The organism is Rossellomorea aquimaris, assembly GCF_020171925.1.
GTDB lineage: Bacteria > Bacillota > Bacilli > Bacillales > Bacillaceae_B > Rossellomorea > Rossellomorea aquimaris_F.
Map to the genome: position 1 here is coordinate 29,584 of NZ_JAIVAR010000010.1, position 17,085 is coordinate 46,668.

The following is a 17,085-nucleotide window of genomic DNA, read 5'->3' on the forward strand; positions in this document are numbered from 1 at the left end:
TGAAAAGTTCTATTATTTAGCTGCTTTGACAGCCGTTTTTACTTTGATAAGTTGTTTCTTAGGTCCAGGTACATTACCTTTAACTAAGATCAGGTTGCGTTCTGCATCCACTTTTACGATTTCAAGGTTTTGAATCGTAATTTGTTCTCCACCCATGCGTCCAGGTAGTAATTTACCTTTGAATACGCGGTTCGGATCGACAGGACCCATTGAACCAGGACGACGGTGATAACGAGAACCGTGAGACATAGGTCCGCGAGATTGGTTATGACGCTTGATCGCACCTTGGAAACCTTTCCCTTTTGAAACTCCTGTTACATCTACTACATCGCCTGCAGCGAAAATATCAACTTTGACTTCTTGACCAACTTCGTACTCTTCTACGTTTACACCGCGGATTTCACGGATGAAGCGCTTAGGAGCAGTTTCAGCTTTAGCAACGTGGCCTTTCTCTGGCTTGTTAGAAAGCTTGTCGCGTTTGTCTTCAAAACCTACTTGGATTGCATCATAGCCATCAACATCAGTAGTTTTCTTTTGAAGGACAACGTTTTGAGCAGCTTCGATAACTGTTACAGGGATAAGATCACCGTTTTCAGCGAAAACTTGAGTCATACCGATCTTTCTTCCTAAGATTCCTTTGGTCATAAGTCACACCTCCTGTTAATTGTGGTTTTATAAATTAAAGTTTAATTTCGATATCTACACCAGATGGTAAGTCTAAACGCATAAGCGCATCAACTGTTTGTGGTGTCGGGTTCACAATGTCGATTAAGCGTTTGTGTGTACGCATTTCGAATTGTTCACGAGAATCTTTGTACTTGTGCACAGCACGCAAGATTGTGTAAACAGACTTCTCAGTTGGAAGTGGGATCGGTCCAGAAACCGCCGCACCAGAACGTTTTGCTGTTTCTACAATTTTCTCAGCTGATTGATCAAGAATCCTGTGATCATAAGCCTTCAAACGGATACGAATCTTTTGTTTTGCCATTATTTTCCCTCCTTTATCGCCTATTTTCAATAGACATTCTCCATGGAAATTTCCCACACACTCGCCATGGCAAAGCGGCCGGGTGTGTCAGCAACCTTCCATTTCATCGCAGTCAAAGACCAACATTGTCTATTATAACTAAAACACCTAGAAGATGCAAGGGTTTCTTACAAAATCTATATGTTTCGCACACTTTCTCTATTATACAAAGTGCACGTGTGTTTATCAAGTGGGTGAGGAGTTTTCACAATATTTAATAATGGGTTGGTTAGTCGTTGATTGTGTGGTTTATATATATGGTTTATATATATAGAAGAAAGTCGGTTTGTGGTTGAGATTTTGGGTTGGTTTTCTTGGATCGAGTGGCGTTTTATTTGGTTGGATTGAAGTTTGGTTAGTGAATTAGTGTTTAGGTTAGATGGGTATGGAGTTTTGGTTACGAGTGTGAGTTTGTGGATCGGAGCTGATGTTAGAGATTTGGATAAGGTATTCTGGGTTTGGAGCATATATTCTGAGTTTGGAGCACAAAACCGGGATTAGGAGCTTATATCCTGAGTTTGGAGCATAAATCCGATATTTGGAGCATATTTTCTGAGTTTGGAGCATAAAACCGGTAATGGGAGCATATATCCTGAGTTTGGAGCATAAATCCGATATTTCGAGCATATATCTCCATTTTGGAGCTTATCCCCCCCGGATTAGCAGCAAACAATCCGAGTTTTTAACTTATATCCGTTATTAATACCCAATACTTGGTTAAGGAGCATAAATTCGATATTAGGAGCATATATTCCAGATTAGGAGCATATATCCGATATTAAGAGCATATATCCCGGAATAGGAGCATAAATCTAATATTAAGAGCATATATTCCGGATCAGCAGCCTAAGCCTCGAGTTTAGAGCATATATACGACATCAAGAGCATATATCCCAACTTTTGATCATATAAACAACTAAAAACACATTCTCCAACCCAAACTACAGGCCATGCAATCCCCCATCACCGCCAAACCTTCCGAAAAAACTCAATCGAACATACAGCGTCTCGCTCATTAGCTAAAAACAGACAAGCCTACACTACACCAGCATAATGCTTAACCGAAAAACTCAGAGGCACCAATACATAAAAAAACAGGCGGACAAGATGTCCACCTGTTTTTTGAATAATCGAGATTATTCTTGGATAGTTGCAACTACTCCAGCACCTACAGTACGTCCACCCTCACGGATAGAGAACTTAGTACCTTCTTCGATTGCGATTGGAGCGATAAGCTCAACAGTCATTTCGATGTTATCGCCAGGCATAACCATTTCTACACCTTCAGGAAGGTTACAGATACCAGTTACGTCAGTTGTACGGAAGTAGAACTGAGGGCGGTAGTTAGTGAAGAATGGAGTGTGACGTCCACCTTCTTCTTTAGAAAGAACATAAACTTCTGCTTTGAACTTTGTGTGTGGAGTGATTGTACCTGGTTTAGCAAGTACTTGACCACGTTGGATATCGTCACGGGATACACCACGAAGTAGCGCACCGATGTTGTCTCCAGCTTCAGCATAGTCAAGAAGCTTACGGAACATTTCTACACCTGTAACAGTAGTCTTTTTAGACTCTTCGTTGATACCGATGATTTCGATTTCGTCACCGACTTTAACTTGTCCACGCTCAACACGTCCAGTAGCAACTGTACCACGACCAGTGATTGAGAATACGTCCTCAACTGGCATCATGAATGGCTTTTCAGTGTCACGCTCTGGAGTTGGGATGTAGCTATCTACAGCTTCCATAAGTTCGAAGATTTTCGCTTCCCACTCAGGATCTCCTTCTAGAGCTTTAAGAGCAGAACCTTTGATTACTGGTACGTCATCACCAGGGAAATCGTACTCAGAAAGAAGGTCACGTACTTCCATTTCTACTAGTTCAAGTAGCTCTTCGTCGTCTACCATGTCACATTTGTTCATGAATACAACTAGGTAAGGTACACCTACTTGACGAGAAAGAAGGATGTGCTCACGAGTTTGTGGCATTGGACCATCAGCAGCAGATACTACTAGGATTCCACCGTCCATTTGCGCAGCACCAGTGATCATGTTTTTAACATAGTCAGCGTGTCCTGGGCAGTCAACGTGTGCATAGTGACGAGTGTCAGTTTCGTACTCAACGTGTGCAGTAGAGATTGTGATTCCACGCTCTCTTTCTTCTGGAGCACCATCGATTTGGTCATAAGCCATTGCAGTTCCACGACCATACTTCTTGTGAAGTGTAGTTGTGATTGCAGCTGTTAGAGTTGTTTTACCGTGGTCAACGTGACCGATTGTACCGATATTCGCATGTTGCTTGGAACGATCAAATTTTTCCTTACCCATTTGAAAATCCTCCTTTGAATTTAAAAGAAATAAGTATATTGTTAGGTTATTTTCAGAAGCGGATTGCTCCACTCCTGAAAATGTTCAAGCTTACAATAGTAGTTATACTTTATAAGGATGAATAAATCAATTATTCACCTTTATTTTTTTTGATGATTTCTTCAGAAATCGACTTAGGTACTTCTTCGTAGTGGTCGAAGTGCATGGAGTACGTTCCACGTCCTTGTGTGTTAGAACGAAGAGACGTTGCATATCCAAACATTTCTGATAGAGGTACGAACGCTTTAACGACTTGAGCGTTACCGCGTGCTTCCATACCTTCTACGCGTCCACGACGGGAAGTTACGTCACCCATGATATCTCCAAGGTATTCCTCAGGGATAACAACCTCTACCTTCATCATTGGCTCAAGGATTACCGGCTTACATTTAGAAGCAGCATTCTTAAGTGCCATTGAAGCAGCGATCTTAAACGCCATTTCAGAGGAGTCAACATCATGGTATGAACCATCGAATAATTTTGCTTTAACATCAACAAGTGGGAATCCTGCTAATACACCATTATCTAGTGCATCTTCAAGACCAGCTTGTACTGCAGGGATGTATTCACGAGGAACAACCCCACCGACGATTGCGTTTTCGAATTCGAAACCTTTACCTTCTTCGTTTGGAGCGAACTCGATCCAAACGTGTCCGAATTGTCCACGTCCACCAGATTGACGAGCAAATTTACCTTCAACTCTTGCCGTGTCACGGAATGTTTCACGGTAAGATACTTGAGGAGCACCAACGTTAGCTTCTACTTTGAATTCACGTTTCATACGGTCAACGATGATATCTAAGTGAAGCTCACCCATACCCGCGATGATAACCTGTCCAGTTTCCTGGTCAGTGTGAGCGCGGAATGTAGGATCTTCCTCTTGAAGTTTTTGAAGCGCTGTAGTCATCTTATCTTGGTCGGCCTTAGACTTAGGCTCAACAGATAGTGAGATAACTGGCTCTGGGAACACCATTGATTCAAGAATAACAAGATTCTTTTCATCACATAGAGTATCACCAGTACCTGTGTCTTTAAGACCAACTGCCGCTGCGATATCTCCAGCATAAACGCTAGAGATCTCTTCACGGGAGTTCGCGTGCATTTGTAGGATACGTCCTACACGCTCACGCTTGCCTTTTGAAGAGTTTCTTACGTATGAACCTGACTCTAAGATACCAGAGTACACACGGAAGAATGTCAACTTACCAACATAAGGGTCAGTTGCAACTTTGAACGCTAATGCAGAGAATGGCGCGTCGTCTGAAGATGGACGAGTTACTTCTTCTTCTGTATCAGGAACAAAACCTTTGATATCTTCAACATCTGTTGGTGCTGGAAGATAATCAATAACAGAGTCAATTAGTAATTGAACACCTTTGTTTTTGAAAGCAGATCCACAAACTACTGGGTAGAACTCAACAGTTAGTGTAGCCGCACGGATTGCAGCTTTGATCTCTTCATTAGAAAGCTCTTCACCTTCTAGGTATTTCATCATTAACTCTTCATCAAGTTCAGAAACCGCTTCGATTAGTTTTCCACGGTATTCCTCAGCTTGATCTTTGTACTCATCAGGGATGTCACGAGCTTCAGCACGAGTTCCAAGATCATCTTCATAGTAGTAAGCTTTCATTTCTACTAGGTCGATGATACCTTCGAACTCATCTTCAGCACCGATAGGAAGCTGAATTGGGTGTGCATTTGCTTGTAAACGCTCATGAAGAGTTTTTACAGAGTAAAGGAAGTCAGCACCGATTTTGTCCATTTTGTTAACGAACACTACACGAGGAACCCCGTATGTTGTAGCTTGGCGCCAAACTGTTTCTGTTTGAGGCTCAACACCAGATTGAGCATCAAGCACTGCTACCGCACCATCAAGTACACGAAGTGAACGTTCAACTTCAACAGTGAAGTCTACGTGTCCTGGTGTATCGATGATGTTGATACGATGGCCTTTCCATTGAGCTGTTGTCGCAGCAGATGTGATCGTGATTCCACGCTCTTGCTCCTGCTCCATCCAGTCCATTTGAGAAGCACCTTCGTGAGTTTCTCCAATCTTATGGATACGACCAGTATAGAATAGGATACGCTCAGTTGCAGTTGTTTTACCGGCATCGATGTGAGCCATGATACCGATATTACGAGTGTTTTCTAAGGAGAACTCTCTTGGCATGTGGTCTTTCTCCTTCCTTATATGAGTATGATTTGTTTGTTGAACAAAAGATTACCAACGATAGTGAGCAAACGCTTTGTTCGCTTCAGCCATCTTGTGTGTATCTTCACGCTTCTTAACAGAAGCACCAGTGTTGTTAGCTGCATCTAGGATTTCGTTAGCTAAACGCTCTTCCATAGTCTTCTCACCGCGAAGACGAGAGTAGTTTACTAACCAACGAAGACCTAAAGTCGTACGACGCTCAGGGCGAACCTCAACAGGTACTTGGTAGTTTGAACCACCAACACGACGAGCTTTAACTTCTAATACCGGCATGATATTTTTCAAAGCTGCATCGAATACTTCCATTGCATCTTTCCCAGAACGCTCGCTGATGATATCAAACGCAGCGTATAATTTCTTTTGAGCTTTACCTCTTTTACCGTCAATCATGATTTTGTTGATTAAACGAGTAACTAATTTAGAATTGTACATTGGATCAGGTAAAACGTCTCTTTTTGCTACAGGACCTTTACGTGGCATGTGATTTCCTCCTTTCAACGAGAAATGAATTTATTGTTGTTTTATTATTTTTTAGCTGCTTTAGGGCGCTTCGTTCCGTATTTAGAACGTCCTTGCATACGGCCTTCAACTCCAGCTGTATCAAGCGCACCACGTACGATATGATAACGTACCCCTGGTAAATCTTTTACACGTCCTCCACGGATAAGCACGACACTGTGCTCTTGAAGGTTGTGCCCGATACCAGGAATGTAAGCAGTAACCTCGATTCCATTAGTCAAACGAACACGAGCATATTTACGTAGCGCCGAGTTCGGTTTCTTTGGAGTCATTGTACCTACACGAGTACATACACCACGTTTTTGTGGAGAAGACAAGTTCGTGTGCACTTTCTTAAAGCTGTTGTAACCTTTGTTAAGTGCTGGTGACTTAGACTTAGTAGATTTTGACTGACGAGGCTTGCGAACTAATTGGTTAATAGTTGGCATTTTGTTTTCCTCCCTTCTTACTTGGTAAGCCCACACATCCAGGTGGATCATTTTTGGGTAAAAGTAAAGTTTTTGCAGATATAGTCTACAAAAACTATTTTACTGTATAATCGCAACAGCTGCCGCACCTACATCGATCCCGCACGATTTACCAAGCTTCTTCATCGAATCCACTTTGTTAACCGGTATATCGGAATCTTTAGCGGTCTGCACCACTCTGGCTATTACCTTGGGATCAGCATCTTCCGCGATAACAACTTCCAGTACATGACCATTCTTCAATGCTTTCACTGCTTGCTTTGTCCCTACAATAATTTCTTTCGCCTGTGATACTTTTTCATAAGACATTTCATATCCTCCAAAGTAGCAGGTTATTAATAGGAGCAACCTTGAATATATTATCATCTTAAAATTTCTATGTCAACATCGAAATAAAAGATTTATAAAAGCTAACTCTTAGATGGCATTCACCAAACTAAGAGTTAGCCATATTTGATTACTCCACTGTCACTGTTTCTTCGCTTGATTCTTCAGCTAGAACAGGTTCAGCCTTGCGGTAACGCTGCATTCCTGTACCAGCAGGAACAAGTTTACCAATGATGACATTTTCTTTCAAGCCTAGTAATTCGTCACGTTTTCCTTTGATCGCAGCATCCGTCAACACGCGAGTTGTTTCTTGGAATGAAGCTGCTGATAGGAAGGAATCCGTTTCAAGGGAAGCTTTAGTGATTCCAAGCAGTACAGGTCTACCTGTAGCTGGAATGCTTCCGTTGAGCAATGCGTTCTCGTTCGCATCTCTGAACTGGTGGATATCCATAAGTGTTCCTGGGAGCACTTCTGTTTCACCGGCATCGATGACACGGACTTTACGAAGCATTTGACGTACCATGACCTCTACGTGTTTATCACCGATTTCAACCCCTTGCATACGGTATACTTTTTGTACTTCTCGCAGCAAGTATTCTTGAACGGCGGACACGTCACGGACTTTAAGAAGTTCTTTCGGATCGATCGAACCTTCTGTAAGCTCTTGTCCTCGGGCAACTTTGTCGTTGACTGCGAACTTCAGACGAGCCGTGTAAGGAGCTGTGTAACTTCTAGTTTCCACATCACCTTGGACCGTGATTTCATATTGACGGTCTTTTCCTTCACCGATGGAAGTGATGACACCGTCAATTTCCGAGATGACAGCCTGACCTTTAGGATTACGCGCTTCGAAGATCTCTTGGATACGCGGTAAACCTTGGGTGATATCGTCTCCGGCAACCCCACCGGTATGGAATGTACGCATCGTTAACTGTGTACCTGGCTCCCCGATTGATTGCGCAGCGATGATACCGACTGCTTCCCCAACTTCTACCTTTTGACCAGTAGCAAGGTTGGTTCCATAACATTTCTCACAGACACCATGACGCGTGTTACATGTGAACGCAGAACGGATTGAAACGTGTTCAACACCCGCATCTACGATGACTTTCGCTAAGTCTTCATTGATCAACTGATTTTCATCGACAAGGATTTCATCTGTCTCTGGGTGGCGTAATGTCTTACGTGAGTATCGACCAAGCAGACGCTCTTCAAGAGGCTCGATGATTTCGGTTCCCTCTTTGATGGATCCGACCAATAGGCCGCGATCTGTTCCACAGTCTTCTTCACGTACGATGACATCCTGCGCTACATCGACAAGACGACGAGTCAAGTAACCTGAGTCAGCTGTCTTAAGTGCCGTATCGGCAAGACCTTTACGGGCACCGTGTGTAGAGATGAAGTACTCAAGTACCGTCAGACCTTCACGGAAACTTGATTTGATCGGTAACTCAATGATACGACCAGCCGGGTTGGCCATCAGACCACGCATACCAGCAAGCTGAGTGAAGTTAGATGCGTTACCACGGGCACCGGAATCACTCATCATGAAGATCGGGTTGCGCTTGTCAAGGGTCGCCATCAGCTTACCTTGGATTGTATCTTTGGCTGCACTCCAGATGGAGATGACACGATCGTATCTCTCATCTTCAGTAATCAGACCACGTTTGAATTGCTTCATTACGTTGTCCACTTTACTTTGTGCTTCCACTAGGATTTCTTCTTTTTCTGCTAGTACCACGATATCGGCGATACCGACTGTGATACCGGCTTTAGAAGAATATTTGAAACCTAGGTCTTTCATTTTATCGAGCATTCGGGAAGTTTCCGTAATGGCGAACTTCTTGAATACTTCAGCAATGATGTTTCCTAAGAAACCTTTTTTGAACGGATTGATCAACTCACGGTTTTTGATCTCTTCTTTAATGTCCACGCCTGCATCGACAAAGTATTTCTCAGGAGTTGCTTCTTCCAGGTTCGACTTAGTCGGTTCGTTAATGAACGGGAAGGAGTCTGGTAAGATTTCATTGAAGATCACTTTACCAACCGTCGTTAATAGAATTTGACTGTTCTGTTTTTCAGTGAACGTTTTATTTTGAAGTGTTCCTGCATGAATTCCGATACGGGTATGCAAGTGCGCATATCCATTTTGGTATGCAAGCAATACTTCATCAGCATCAGCGAAGACCATGCCTTCCCCTACTGCGTTTTCACGTTCAAGAGTCAGGTAATAGTTACCTAATACCATATCCTGTGATGGTGTAACGACTGGTTTACCATCTTTAGGGTTCAGGATGTTTTGAGCCGCAAGCATCAGCATACGCGCTTCAGCTTGTGCTTCGGATGATAGAGGTACGTGAACCGCCATTTGGTCACCGTCAAAGTCCGCATTGTATGCTGTACATACAAGTGGGTGAAGACGGATCGCACGGCCTTCTACAAGCGTTGGTTCAAATGCTTGAATACCAAGTCTGTGAAGGGTAGGTGCACGGTTCAATAGAACAGGATGCTCTTTGATTACCTCTTCAAGTACATCCCATACTTCCGGCTGTACGCGTTCAATCTTGCGTTTTGCACTCTTGATGTTGTGTGCCAATCCTTTTTCAACGAGTTCCTTCATGACGAATGGCTTGAATAGTTCAAGTGCCATTTCTTTTGGAAGTCCACATTGATACATCTTCAGATTAGGTCCAACAACGATTACAGAACGTCCAGAATAGTCAACACGCTTACCAAGAAGGTTCTGACGGAAACGACCTTGTTTCCCTTTAAGCATGTGAGAAAGAGATTTCAACGGGCGGTTACCAGGTCCTGTTACAGGACGGCCACGACGACCATTGTCAATCAAAGCGTCTACAGCTTCTTGAAGCATACGCTTCTCATTCTGCACGATGATGCTTGGAGCACCAAGATCCAATAAACGTTTTAAACGGTTGTTACGGTTGATTACACGACGATATAGATCGTTCAAGTCGGATGTCGCGAAACGTCCTCCATCCAGCTGAACCATCGGACGAAGTTCAGGTGGGATGACAGGAAGAACATCAAGGATCATCCAATCAGGATCATTTCCTGAGTTTCTGAATGACTCGACAACTTCCAAGCGCTTGATTGCACGGGTACGGCGTTGTCCTTGAGCAGTTTTTAGCTCTTCTTTCAAGAAGTCAGCTTCCTTGTCAAGATCGATATCCTGCAGAAGTTTTTTGATCGCTTCTGCACCCATTGCAGCTTGGAACTTGACTCCATATTTTTCACGGTAAGCACGGTATTCCTTCTCTGAAAGCAGTTGCTTTCTTTCAAGAGCCGTATCACCAGGTTCTGTTACAACATAGGAAGCGAAGTAGATGACTTCTTCCAACGCACGAGGGGACATGTCCAAGACAAGTCCCATACGGCTTGGGATTCCTTTGAAGTACCAGATGTGAGAGACAGGAGCGGCAAGCTCGATGTGACCCATACGTTCACGGCGAACCTTTGCTTTCGTCACTTCAACTCCACAGCGGTCACAAACGACACCTTTATAGCGTACACGCTTGTATTTACCACAGTGACATTCCCAGTCCTTCGTAGGACCGAAGATACGTTCACAGAACAAACCATCTTTTTCTGGTTTTAATGTACGATAGTTAATCGTTTCGGGCTTTTTAACTTCCCCGAAAGACCATGAACGGATCTTATCGGGGGAAGCTAAACCAATTTTCATATACTCAAAATTATTTACATCTAGCAAGGGGCCTACCTCCCTTTTAATCTACAGGCTCTAACCCTATTTGCTCTAAATTTATTCTTTTGACCCTACTGTCTCGGATTCTTGTGCATTAGATTCAGAGATATTTAGCGTGTCTGCTTGTTGTACTTCTTCTTCATCTTCCAAGTCACGCATTTCGATTTCTTCTTCCGTGCTTGAAAGGATTTTCACATCCATACCTAAACTTTGAAGCTCTTTGATCAGAACCTTGAAGGATTCCGGAACTCCCGGCTCAGGTACGTTTTCACCTTTGACGATGGCTTCGTATGTTTTCACACGGCCGACAACGTCATCGGATTTAACCGTAAGGATTTCTTGCAGTGTATATGCGGCACCATATGCTTCAAGTGCCCATACCTCCATCTCACCGAAACGCTGACCACCGAATTGGGCTTTACCTCCAAGCGGCTGTTGCGTAACAAGTGAGTAAGGACCAGTGGAACGTGCGTGAAGCTTGTCATCAACCATGTGGGCAAGTTTGATCATGTACATGATCCCCACCGATACACGGTTATCAAACGGTTCACCTGTTCTACCATCGTAAAGAACGGTCTTGGCATCGCGTGCCATGCCAGCTTCTTCGATTGTAGACCAAACATCTTCCTCGCGCGCACCATCGAATACCGGTGAAGCAACGTGGATACCGAGATATCTAGCTGCCATACCCAAGTGAAGCTCAAGCACCTGACCGATGTTCATACGTGATGGTACCCCTAGTGGGTTAAGCATGATATCGATCGGTGTACCGTCTGGTAGATACGGCATGTCTTCTTCAGGTAAGATCTTCGAGATAACACCCTTGTTACCATGTCGACCGGCCATCTTATCCCCTTCAGAAATCTTACGTTTCTGAACGATGTAGACGCGTACCAACTGGTTGACACCTGGTGGTAACTCGTCGCCATCTTCACGGTTGAAGACTTTCACATCTAGGATGATTCCGCCGCCGCCATGCGGTACGCGAAGGGACGTATCCCTTACTTCGCGGGCTTTCTCACCGAAGATTGCATGTAATAAGCGTTCTTCAGCAGTTAGCTCCGTTACACCTTTAGGCGTTACTTTACCGACGAGCAAGTCGCCGTCTTTCACTTCTGCACCGATGCGGATGATTCCACGTTCGTCAAGATTGCGCAGTGCATCTTCACCGACGTTTGGAATATCACGAGTGATTTCTTCAGGTCCAAGCTTTGTATCGCGGGACTCTGACTCGTATTCTTCAATATGGATTGAAGTGTATACATCGTCTTTCACAAGACGTTCACTCATGATGATCGCATCTTCATAGTTGTAACCGTCCCAAGTCATGAAACCGACCATTACGTTACGACCTAAGGCAAGTTCACCTTTTTCCATGGAAGGACCATCAGCAAGGATTTCACCTTTTACCACACGGTCGCCTTCACTTACGATCGGACGCTGGTTGTAACATGTACCTTGGTTAGAACGGATGAATTTTTGCATACGATATTTATCGAGGTCACCTTTTACTTCCTGACCATCGATTTCTTTCACACGACGTACCCAAACTTGTTTCGCTTCAACCTTTTCCACAATACCTTCATGCTTACAGATGACCGCAGCTCCTGAGTCTTTCGCTGATACGTGTTCCATACCAGTTCCGACAATCGGGGACTCTGGGTTCATAAGAGGGACTGCTTGACGTTGCATGTTCGCTCCCATCAGGGCACGGTTGGAGTCATCGTTTTCCAAGAAAGGAATACATGCTGTCGCAGCTGATACTACTTGTTTAGGTGATACGTCCATGTAGTCAAGGCGCTCACGTTTGATGGCTGTGTTCTCACCACGGAAACGTGCGATGACTTCTTCATCAAGGAATGAACCATCGTCTCCTAGGCGCGCATTCGCCTGAGCCACTACATAGTTGTCTTCTTCGTCCGCCGTCAAGTAATCGATACGATCGGTTACTTTACCTGTATCAGGATCAACGCGACGATAAGGTGTTTCAATGAATCCAAATTTATTCACTTTCGCAAAGGAAGAAAGTGAGTTGATCAGTCCGATGTTCGGACCCTCTGGTGTTTCGATCGGACACATACGACCATAGTGGGAATAGTGAACGTCACGTACTTCGAAGCCGGCACGTTCACGAGTCAGACCACCAGGCCCAAGTGCGGATAGACGACGTTTGTGCGTCAATTCCGCTAATGGATTCGTTTGGTCCATGAATTGAGAAAGCTGTGAGCTTCCGAAGAATTCTTTGATTGATGCGATAACCGGACGGATATTGATCAGCTGTTGAGGCGTGATTGTGTTGGTATCCTGGATGGACATCCTTTCACGTACAACACGCTCCATACGGGATAGACCGATACGGAACTGATTCTGAAGCAATTCGCCAACCGAACGTAAACGACGGTTACCCAAGTGGTCGATATCGTCAGTGAATCCTACTCCATGTAATAAATTGAAGAAATAAGAGATAGAAGAAATGATATCAGCAGGCGTGATGTATTTAACTTCTTCTTCTACATACGCATTGCTGATCACATTGATCTCGTGCTCCCCTTCTTCATTAGGAGAGTAAATCTTGATAGATTGGAGAGTGACATCTTCCTCCAATACACCGCCGGATTGTTGGTATGACTTGAAACCGATACCCTCTTCTAAATATGGGATGATCTTATCAAGTGCACGGCGGTCAAGAACCGTACCTTTCTCTGCTAGAATCTCTCCCGTTTCCGGATCTGCTAGAGTTTCTGCTAGAGTCTGGCCGAATAATCGGTTCTTAATGTGAAGCTTTTTATTCATCTTATAACGTCCAACGTTTGCCAAGTCATAACGCTTTGGATCAAAGAAACGTGAAACGAGTAAACTTTTAGCATTTTCTACTGTAGGAGGTTCTCCCGGACGCAGACGCTCGTAAATCTCGAGCAATGCCTTGTCGATACCTTCCGTGTTGTCTTTCTCGAGCGTGTTACGAATGTACTCATTGTCACCGATCAGATCGATGATTTCTTGATCAGAGCCAAACCCAAGGGCACGTAAAAGAACCGTTACCGGCAGTTTGCGAGTTCGATCAATTCGCACATAAACAACATCTTTAGCATCTGTTTCATACTCAAGCCAAGCTCCGCGGTTTGGTATAACGGTAGCAGTAAACCCTTTCTTTCCGTTCTTATCTACTTTTCCGCTGAAGTACACACTAGGTGAACGTACAAGCTGAGAAACGATTACACGTTCAGCTCCGTTAATGACAAATGTACCTGTATCTGTCATAAGCGGGAAGTCACCCATAAATACGTCTTGATCTTTCACTTCTCCAGTTTCCTTATTCACAAGACGGACTTTCACCCTAAGCGGCGCAGAGTAAGTTACATCTCTTTCCTTTGATTCTTCCACCGAGTACTTTGGCTCTCCCAGACTATAATCAATAAATTCTAAAGAGAGATTACCAGTGAAGTCCTCAATCGGAGAAATGTCACGGAACATTTCTCTTAACCCCTCATCAAGAAACCATTGATACGAGGAAGTTTGAATTTCGATTAAATTCGGCAATTCTAAAACTTCACTGATACGCGCAAAACTTCTGCGTTGGCGGTGTCGTCCATACTGAACTAGTTGACCTGTCAACTGATTCACCCCTCAAATCAAGCGTTTTGGTTGTGTCTATATGTCTATAGTAGAGTTTACCACTCTACACAAGACAAAAAGAAAAAGGGTTTTAATGATAAAACCTCATTTTCATATGACGAACTATTATTTTATAATCTTTTCCAATTTATCCAATATGTATACATATGGACACAATACCGGAAAATAATATTTTTGCATTTTATAATGTTATCATAGCCCCATAGCTACGTCAACGGATTTATTTTATCGATTTCAGGATGTAGTAGCCTTTTTTCTTCGCAACGACTTCCACATTTGAAAACAATTCTTCCATTTTATCCATGGCGGATGGAGCGCCTTGTTTCTTTTGGATAACGACCCATAGTTCACCATTTTCAGCCAAGTGGTCATAGCTCCCAGATAGGATGGAGTGGACAATTTCCTTACCCGCCCTGATCGGAGGGTTCGTCAAGATTGCCGCAAAACTCTTTTCGCTTACATTTGCGTAGCGATCGCTTTGATAAATACGAACATTATCAATCCGATTCACCTTTGCGTTTTCACCCGCAAGGTCAAGCGCCCTTTCGTTCACATCGATCATATGGATCGTCCGATCTTTAAAATCTTTCGCCAAAGACAGGCCGATCGGGCCATAACCACATCCGACATCCAATATGCTACCTTCTGTTTGTGGCAACTCGAACGTTTCAATCAATGTCCTCGAACCGAAATCCACTTCCCTTTTCGAAAAGACACCCTGGTCCGTTTTGAACTGAAGGGAATGCCCGCGCAATTCAAATCGGATCGTCTGAGGATTACTCTCCACTTCCGGCTTGCTGGAATAATAGTGATTAGTCATTATTACACCTCCATCTTTTACATGGCTTAAAAGCTATAACCAAAAGAAGAAAAAAGCCCGCTTATAAAGCGAGCTTTTCTTCTATGCAATTATTACTTAACTTCTACGCCAGCTCCAACTTCTTCAAGTTTAGCTTTAAGTTCTTCAGCTTCCTCTTTAGAAACGCCTTCTTTAAGTGGTTTTGGAGTGTTGTCAACAAGTTCTTTCGCTTCTTTAAGGCCAAGACCTGTGATTTCGCGAACAACTTTGATAACTTTGATCTTTTGAGAACCAGCGCTCTCAAGAACAACGTCAAATTCAGTTTTTTCAGCAGCAGCTTCTGCTCCGCCACCAGCTACAGCTACAGGTGCAGCAGCAGTTACTCCGAATTCTTCTTCGATAGCTTTTACTAGATCGTTCAATTCAAGAACGGACATTTCTTTAATCGCATCAATGATTTGCTCTTTACTCATTTTATATTTCCTCCTTAGTATGTTGGTTCATTAAAATTTAAATTAAGCGACTCTGTTTAACTTACGCGCCTTGTTCTTCTTTTTGGTCTGCAACGGCTTTTGTAGCCAATGCGAAGTTGCGCATTGGAGCTTGAAGCACGCTGAGTAGCATAGAAAGAAGTCCTTCGCGGCTTGGAAGTTCAGCGATAGCTTTAACATCTTCAACAGATGTGATTGTTCCTTCGATAACACCAGCTTTGATTTCAAGTGCTTCGTGTTCTTTAGCGAAGTTATTAAGGATCTTGGCAGGAGCTACAACTTCTTCTGAACTGAACGCGATTGCGTTTGGACCAGTTAAGAATTCGTTCAACCCTTCAAGACCAGCTTCCTCAGCAGCACGACGAGTCATAGTGTTTTTGTACACTTTGAAGTCGATGCCAGCTTCACGAAGTTGTTTACGAAGCTCAGTTACTTCAGAAACATCTAGGCCACGGTAATCTACAATGATTGTAGATACACTGTTCTTTAGCTTGTCAGAGATTTCTCCAACGATGTGTTGCTTTTGTTCTAGAATGCTGCTCATCATTACACCTCCTGTAGATTTACTGATGAACATTTATACCGTCATCCAATAAAAAATGCCCTTATATCAAGGTAGACATAAGGGCATCGCTAATACGCTCTTCACGTATTTTTATCGCAATTACCTCGGCAGGGAATTAAGCTCCGGGGAGCACCTGCTGTCTACGGTACAAATGTATTCGTTTATTAACAACAGAACTAATTATAATGATTAGTCCCTAGTAAGTCAATACCAAATTATGCCTTAACAGCGAAAGTTGAAGGATCAACTTTGACACCAGGACCCATAGTAGAAGTAACAGCGATGTTCTTCATGTAAGTTCCTTTAGCTGCAGAAGGTTTAGCTTTAAGCATTGTATCGTACATAGTTGTTAAGTTATCAACTAATTTTTCGTTGTCGAAAGAGATCTTTCCAACAGGTACGTGTACGTTACCAGCTTTGTCAGCACGGTATTCTACTTTACCAGCTTTGATTTCGTTAACAGCTTTTTCAACGTCGAACGTTACTGTTCCAGTTTTAGGGTTTGGCATTAAGCCTTTAGGTCCCAATACGCGACCAAGCTTACCAACTTCACCCATCATGTCCGGAGTCGCAACGATTACGTCGAACTCGAACCAACCTTGGTTGATTTTGTTGATAAGGTCTGCATCACCAACGAAGTCAGCGCCAGCAGCTTCTGCTTCTTTCGCCTTTTCGCCTTTAGCGAATACAAGAACTTTTTGAGTTTTACCAGTACCGTGTGGTAATACAACCGCACCACGGATTTGCTGGTCGTTCTTACGAGTATCTACACCTAAGCGGAACGCTACTTCTACAGTTGCGTCGAACTTAGCGATGTTTGTTTTCTTTACTAATTCGATTGCTTCTTCCACTGAATAAGCTGTAGTACGATCTACAAGCTTTTGAGCTTCAAGAAACTTTTTACCTTTTTTAGCCATTATTAATATTTCCTCCTCGATGTGGTTTTAGCGGA

The 17,085-nt window shown here is 43.4% G+C and carries 13 protein-coding genes and 1 other annotated feature; all 13 genes read right to left on the minus strand.

Annotated features, from left to right (window positions below):
- Positions 1–12: 12 nt before the first annotated feature.
- Complete coding sequence (gene rplC / locus LCM10_RS19545) at positions 13–645, minus strand: 50S ribosomal protein L3 (RefSeq protein WP_224878092.1); 633 nt, start codon at positions 643–645, stop codon at positions 13–15.
- Between the two features lie 34 nt (positions 646–679).
- A complete protein-coding gene (gene rpsJ / locus LCM10_RS19550; RefSeq protein WP_007085291.1) occupies positions 680–988 on the minus strand; it encodes a 30S ribosomal protein S10 in 309 nt (102 codons plus the stop codon).
- Positions 989–2,163: 1,175 nt separating this feature from the next.
- Positions 2,164–3,354 carry an elongation factor Tu gene (gene tuf, locus LCM10_RS19555; RefSeq protein WP_224878094.1) on the minus strand — a complete coding sequence of 397 codons (1,191 nt, stop codon included), beginning with the start codon at positions 3,352–3,354 and terminating at the stop codon, positions 2,164–2,166.
- Positions 3,355–3,484: 130 nt separating this feature from the next.
- Complete coding sequence (gene fusA / locus LCM10_RS19560) at positions 3,485–5,563, minus strand: elongation factor G (protein WP_224878096.1); 2,079 nt, start codon at positions 5,561–5,563, stop codon at positions 3,485–3,487.
- Between the two features lie 51 nt (positions 5,564–5,614).
- Complete coding sequence (gene rpsG, locus LCM10_RS19565) at positions 5,615–6,085, minus strand: 30S ribosomal protein S7 (protein WP_034765993.1); 471 nt, start codon at positions 6,083–6,085, stop codon at positions 5,615–5,617.
- A gap of 44 nt (positions 6,086–6,129) precedes the next feature.
- Positions 6,130–6,552 (minus strand): 30S ribosomal protein S12, encoded by a 423-nt coding sequence (gene rpsL, locus LCM10_RS19570; RefSeq protein WP_032085266.1) that lies wholly within the window; start codon positions 6,550–6,552, stop codon positions 6,130–6,132.
- A 99-nt stretch (positions 6,553–6,651) separates the two neighbouring features.
- The gene (locus LCM10_RS19575; RefSeq protein WP_224878098.1) at positions 6,652–6,900 is read right to left on the minus strand and encodes a 50S ribosomal protein L7ae-like protein; all 249 of its coding nucleotides are present in this window, start codon (positions 6,898–6,900) and stop codon (positions 6,652–6,654) included.
- A 148-nt stretch (positions 6,901–7,048) separates the two neighbouring features.
- A complete protein-coding gene (gene rpoC, locus LCM10_RS19580) occupies positions 7,049–10,648 on the minus strand; it encodes a DNA-directed RNA polymerase subunit beta' (RefSeq protein ID WP_224878100.1) in 3,600 nt (1,199 codons plus the stop codon).
- A gap of 51 nt (positions 10,649–10,699) precedes the next feature.
- The gene (gene rpoB / locus LCM10_RS19585; RefSeq protein WP_224878102.1) at positions 10,700–14,257 is read right to left on the minus strand and encodes a DNA-directed RNA polymerase subunit beta; all 3,558 of its coding nucleotides are present in this window, start codon (positions 14,255–14,257) and stop codon (positions 10,700–10,702) included.
- A 241-nt stretch (positions 14,258–14,498) separates the two neighbouring features.
- Entirely contained in the window at positions 14,499–15,098 is a 600-nt protein-coding gene (locus LCM10_RS19590; RefSeq protein ID WP_224878105.1) for a class I SAM-dependent methyltransferase, read from the minus strand.
- A gap of 92 nt (positions 15,099–15,190) precedes the next feature.
- Entirely contained in the window at positions 15,191–15,550 is a 360-nt protein-coding gene (gene rplL / locus LCM10_RS19595; protein WP_224878106.1) for a 50S ribosomal protein L7/L12, read from the minus strand.
- A gap of 61 nt (positions 15,551–15,611) precedes the next feature.
- The gene (gene rplJ / locus LCM10_RS19600) at positions 15,612–16,112 is read right to left on the minus strand and encodes a 50S ribosomal protein L10 (RefSeq protein WP_224878152.1); all 501 of its coding nucleotides are present in this window, start codon (positions 16,110–16,112) and stop codon (positions 15,612–15,614) included.
- Between the two features lie 41 nt (positions 16,113–16,153).
- Positions 16,154–16,297, minus strand: a sequence feature (ribosomal protein L10 leader region).
- A 51-nt stretch (positions 16,298–16,348) separates the two neighbouring features.
- On the minus strand, positions 16,349–17,050 hold the full coding sequence (rplA, locus tag LCM10_RS19605) for a 50S ribosomal protein L1 (protein ID WP_224878108.1): 702 nt from the start codon (positions 17,048–17,050) through the stop codon (positions 16,349–16,351).
- Between the last annotated feature and the right edge of the window lie 35 nt (positions 17,051–17,085).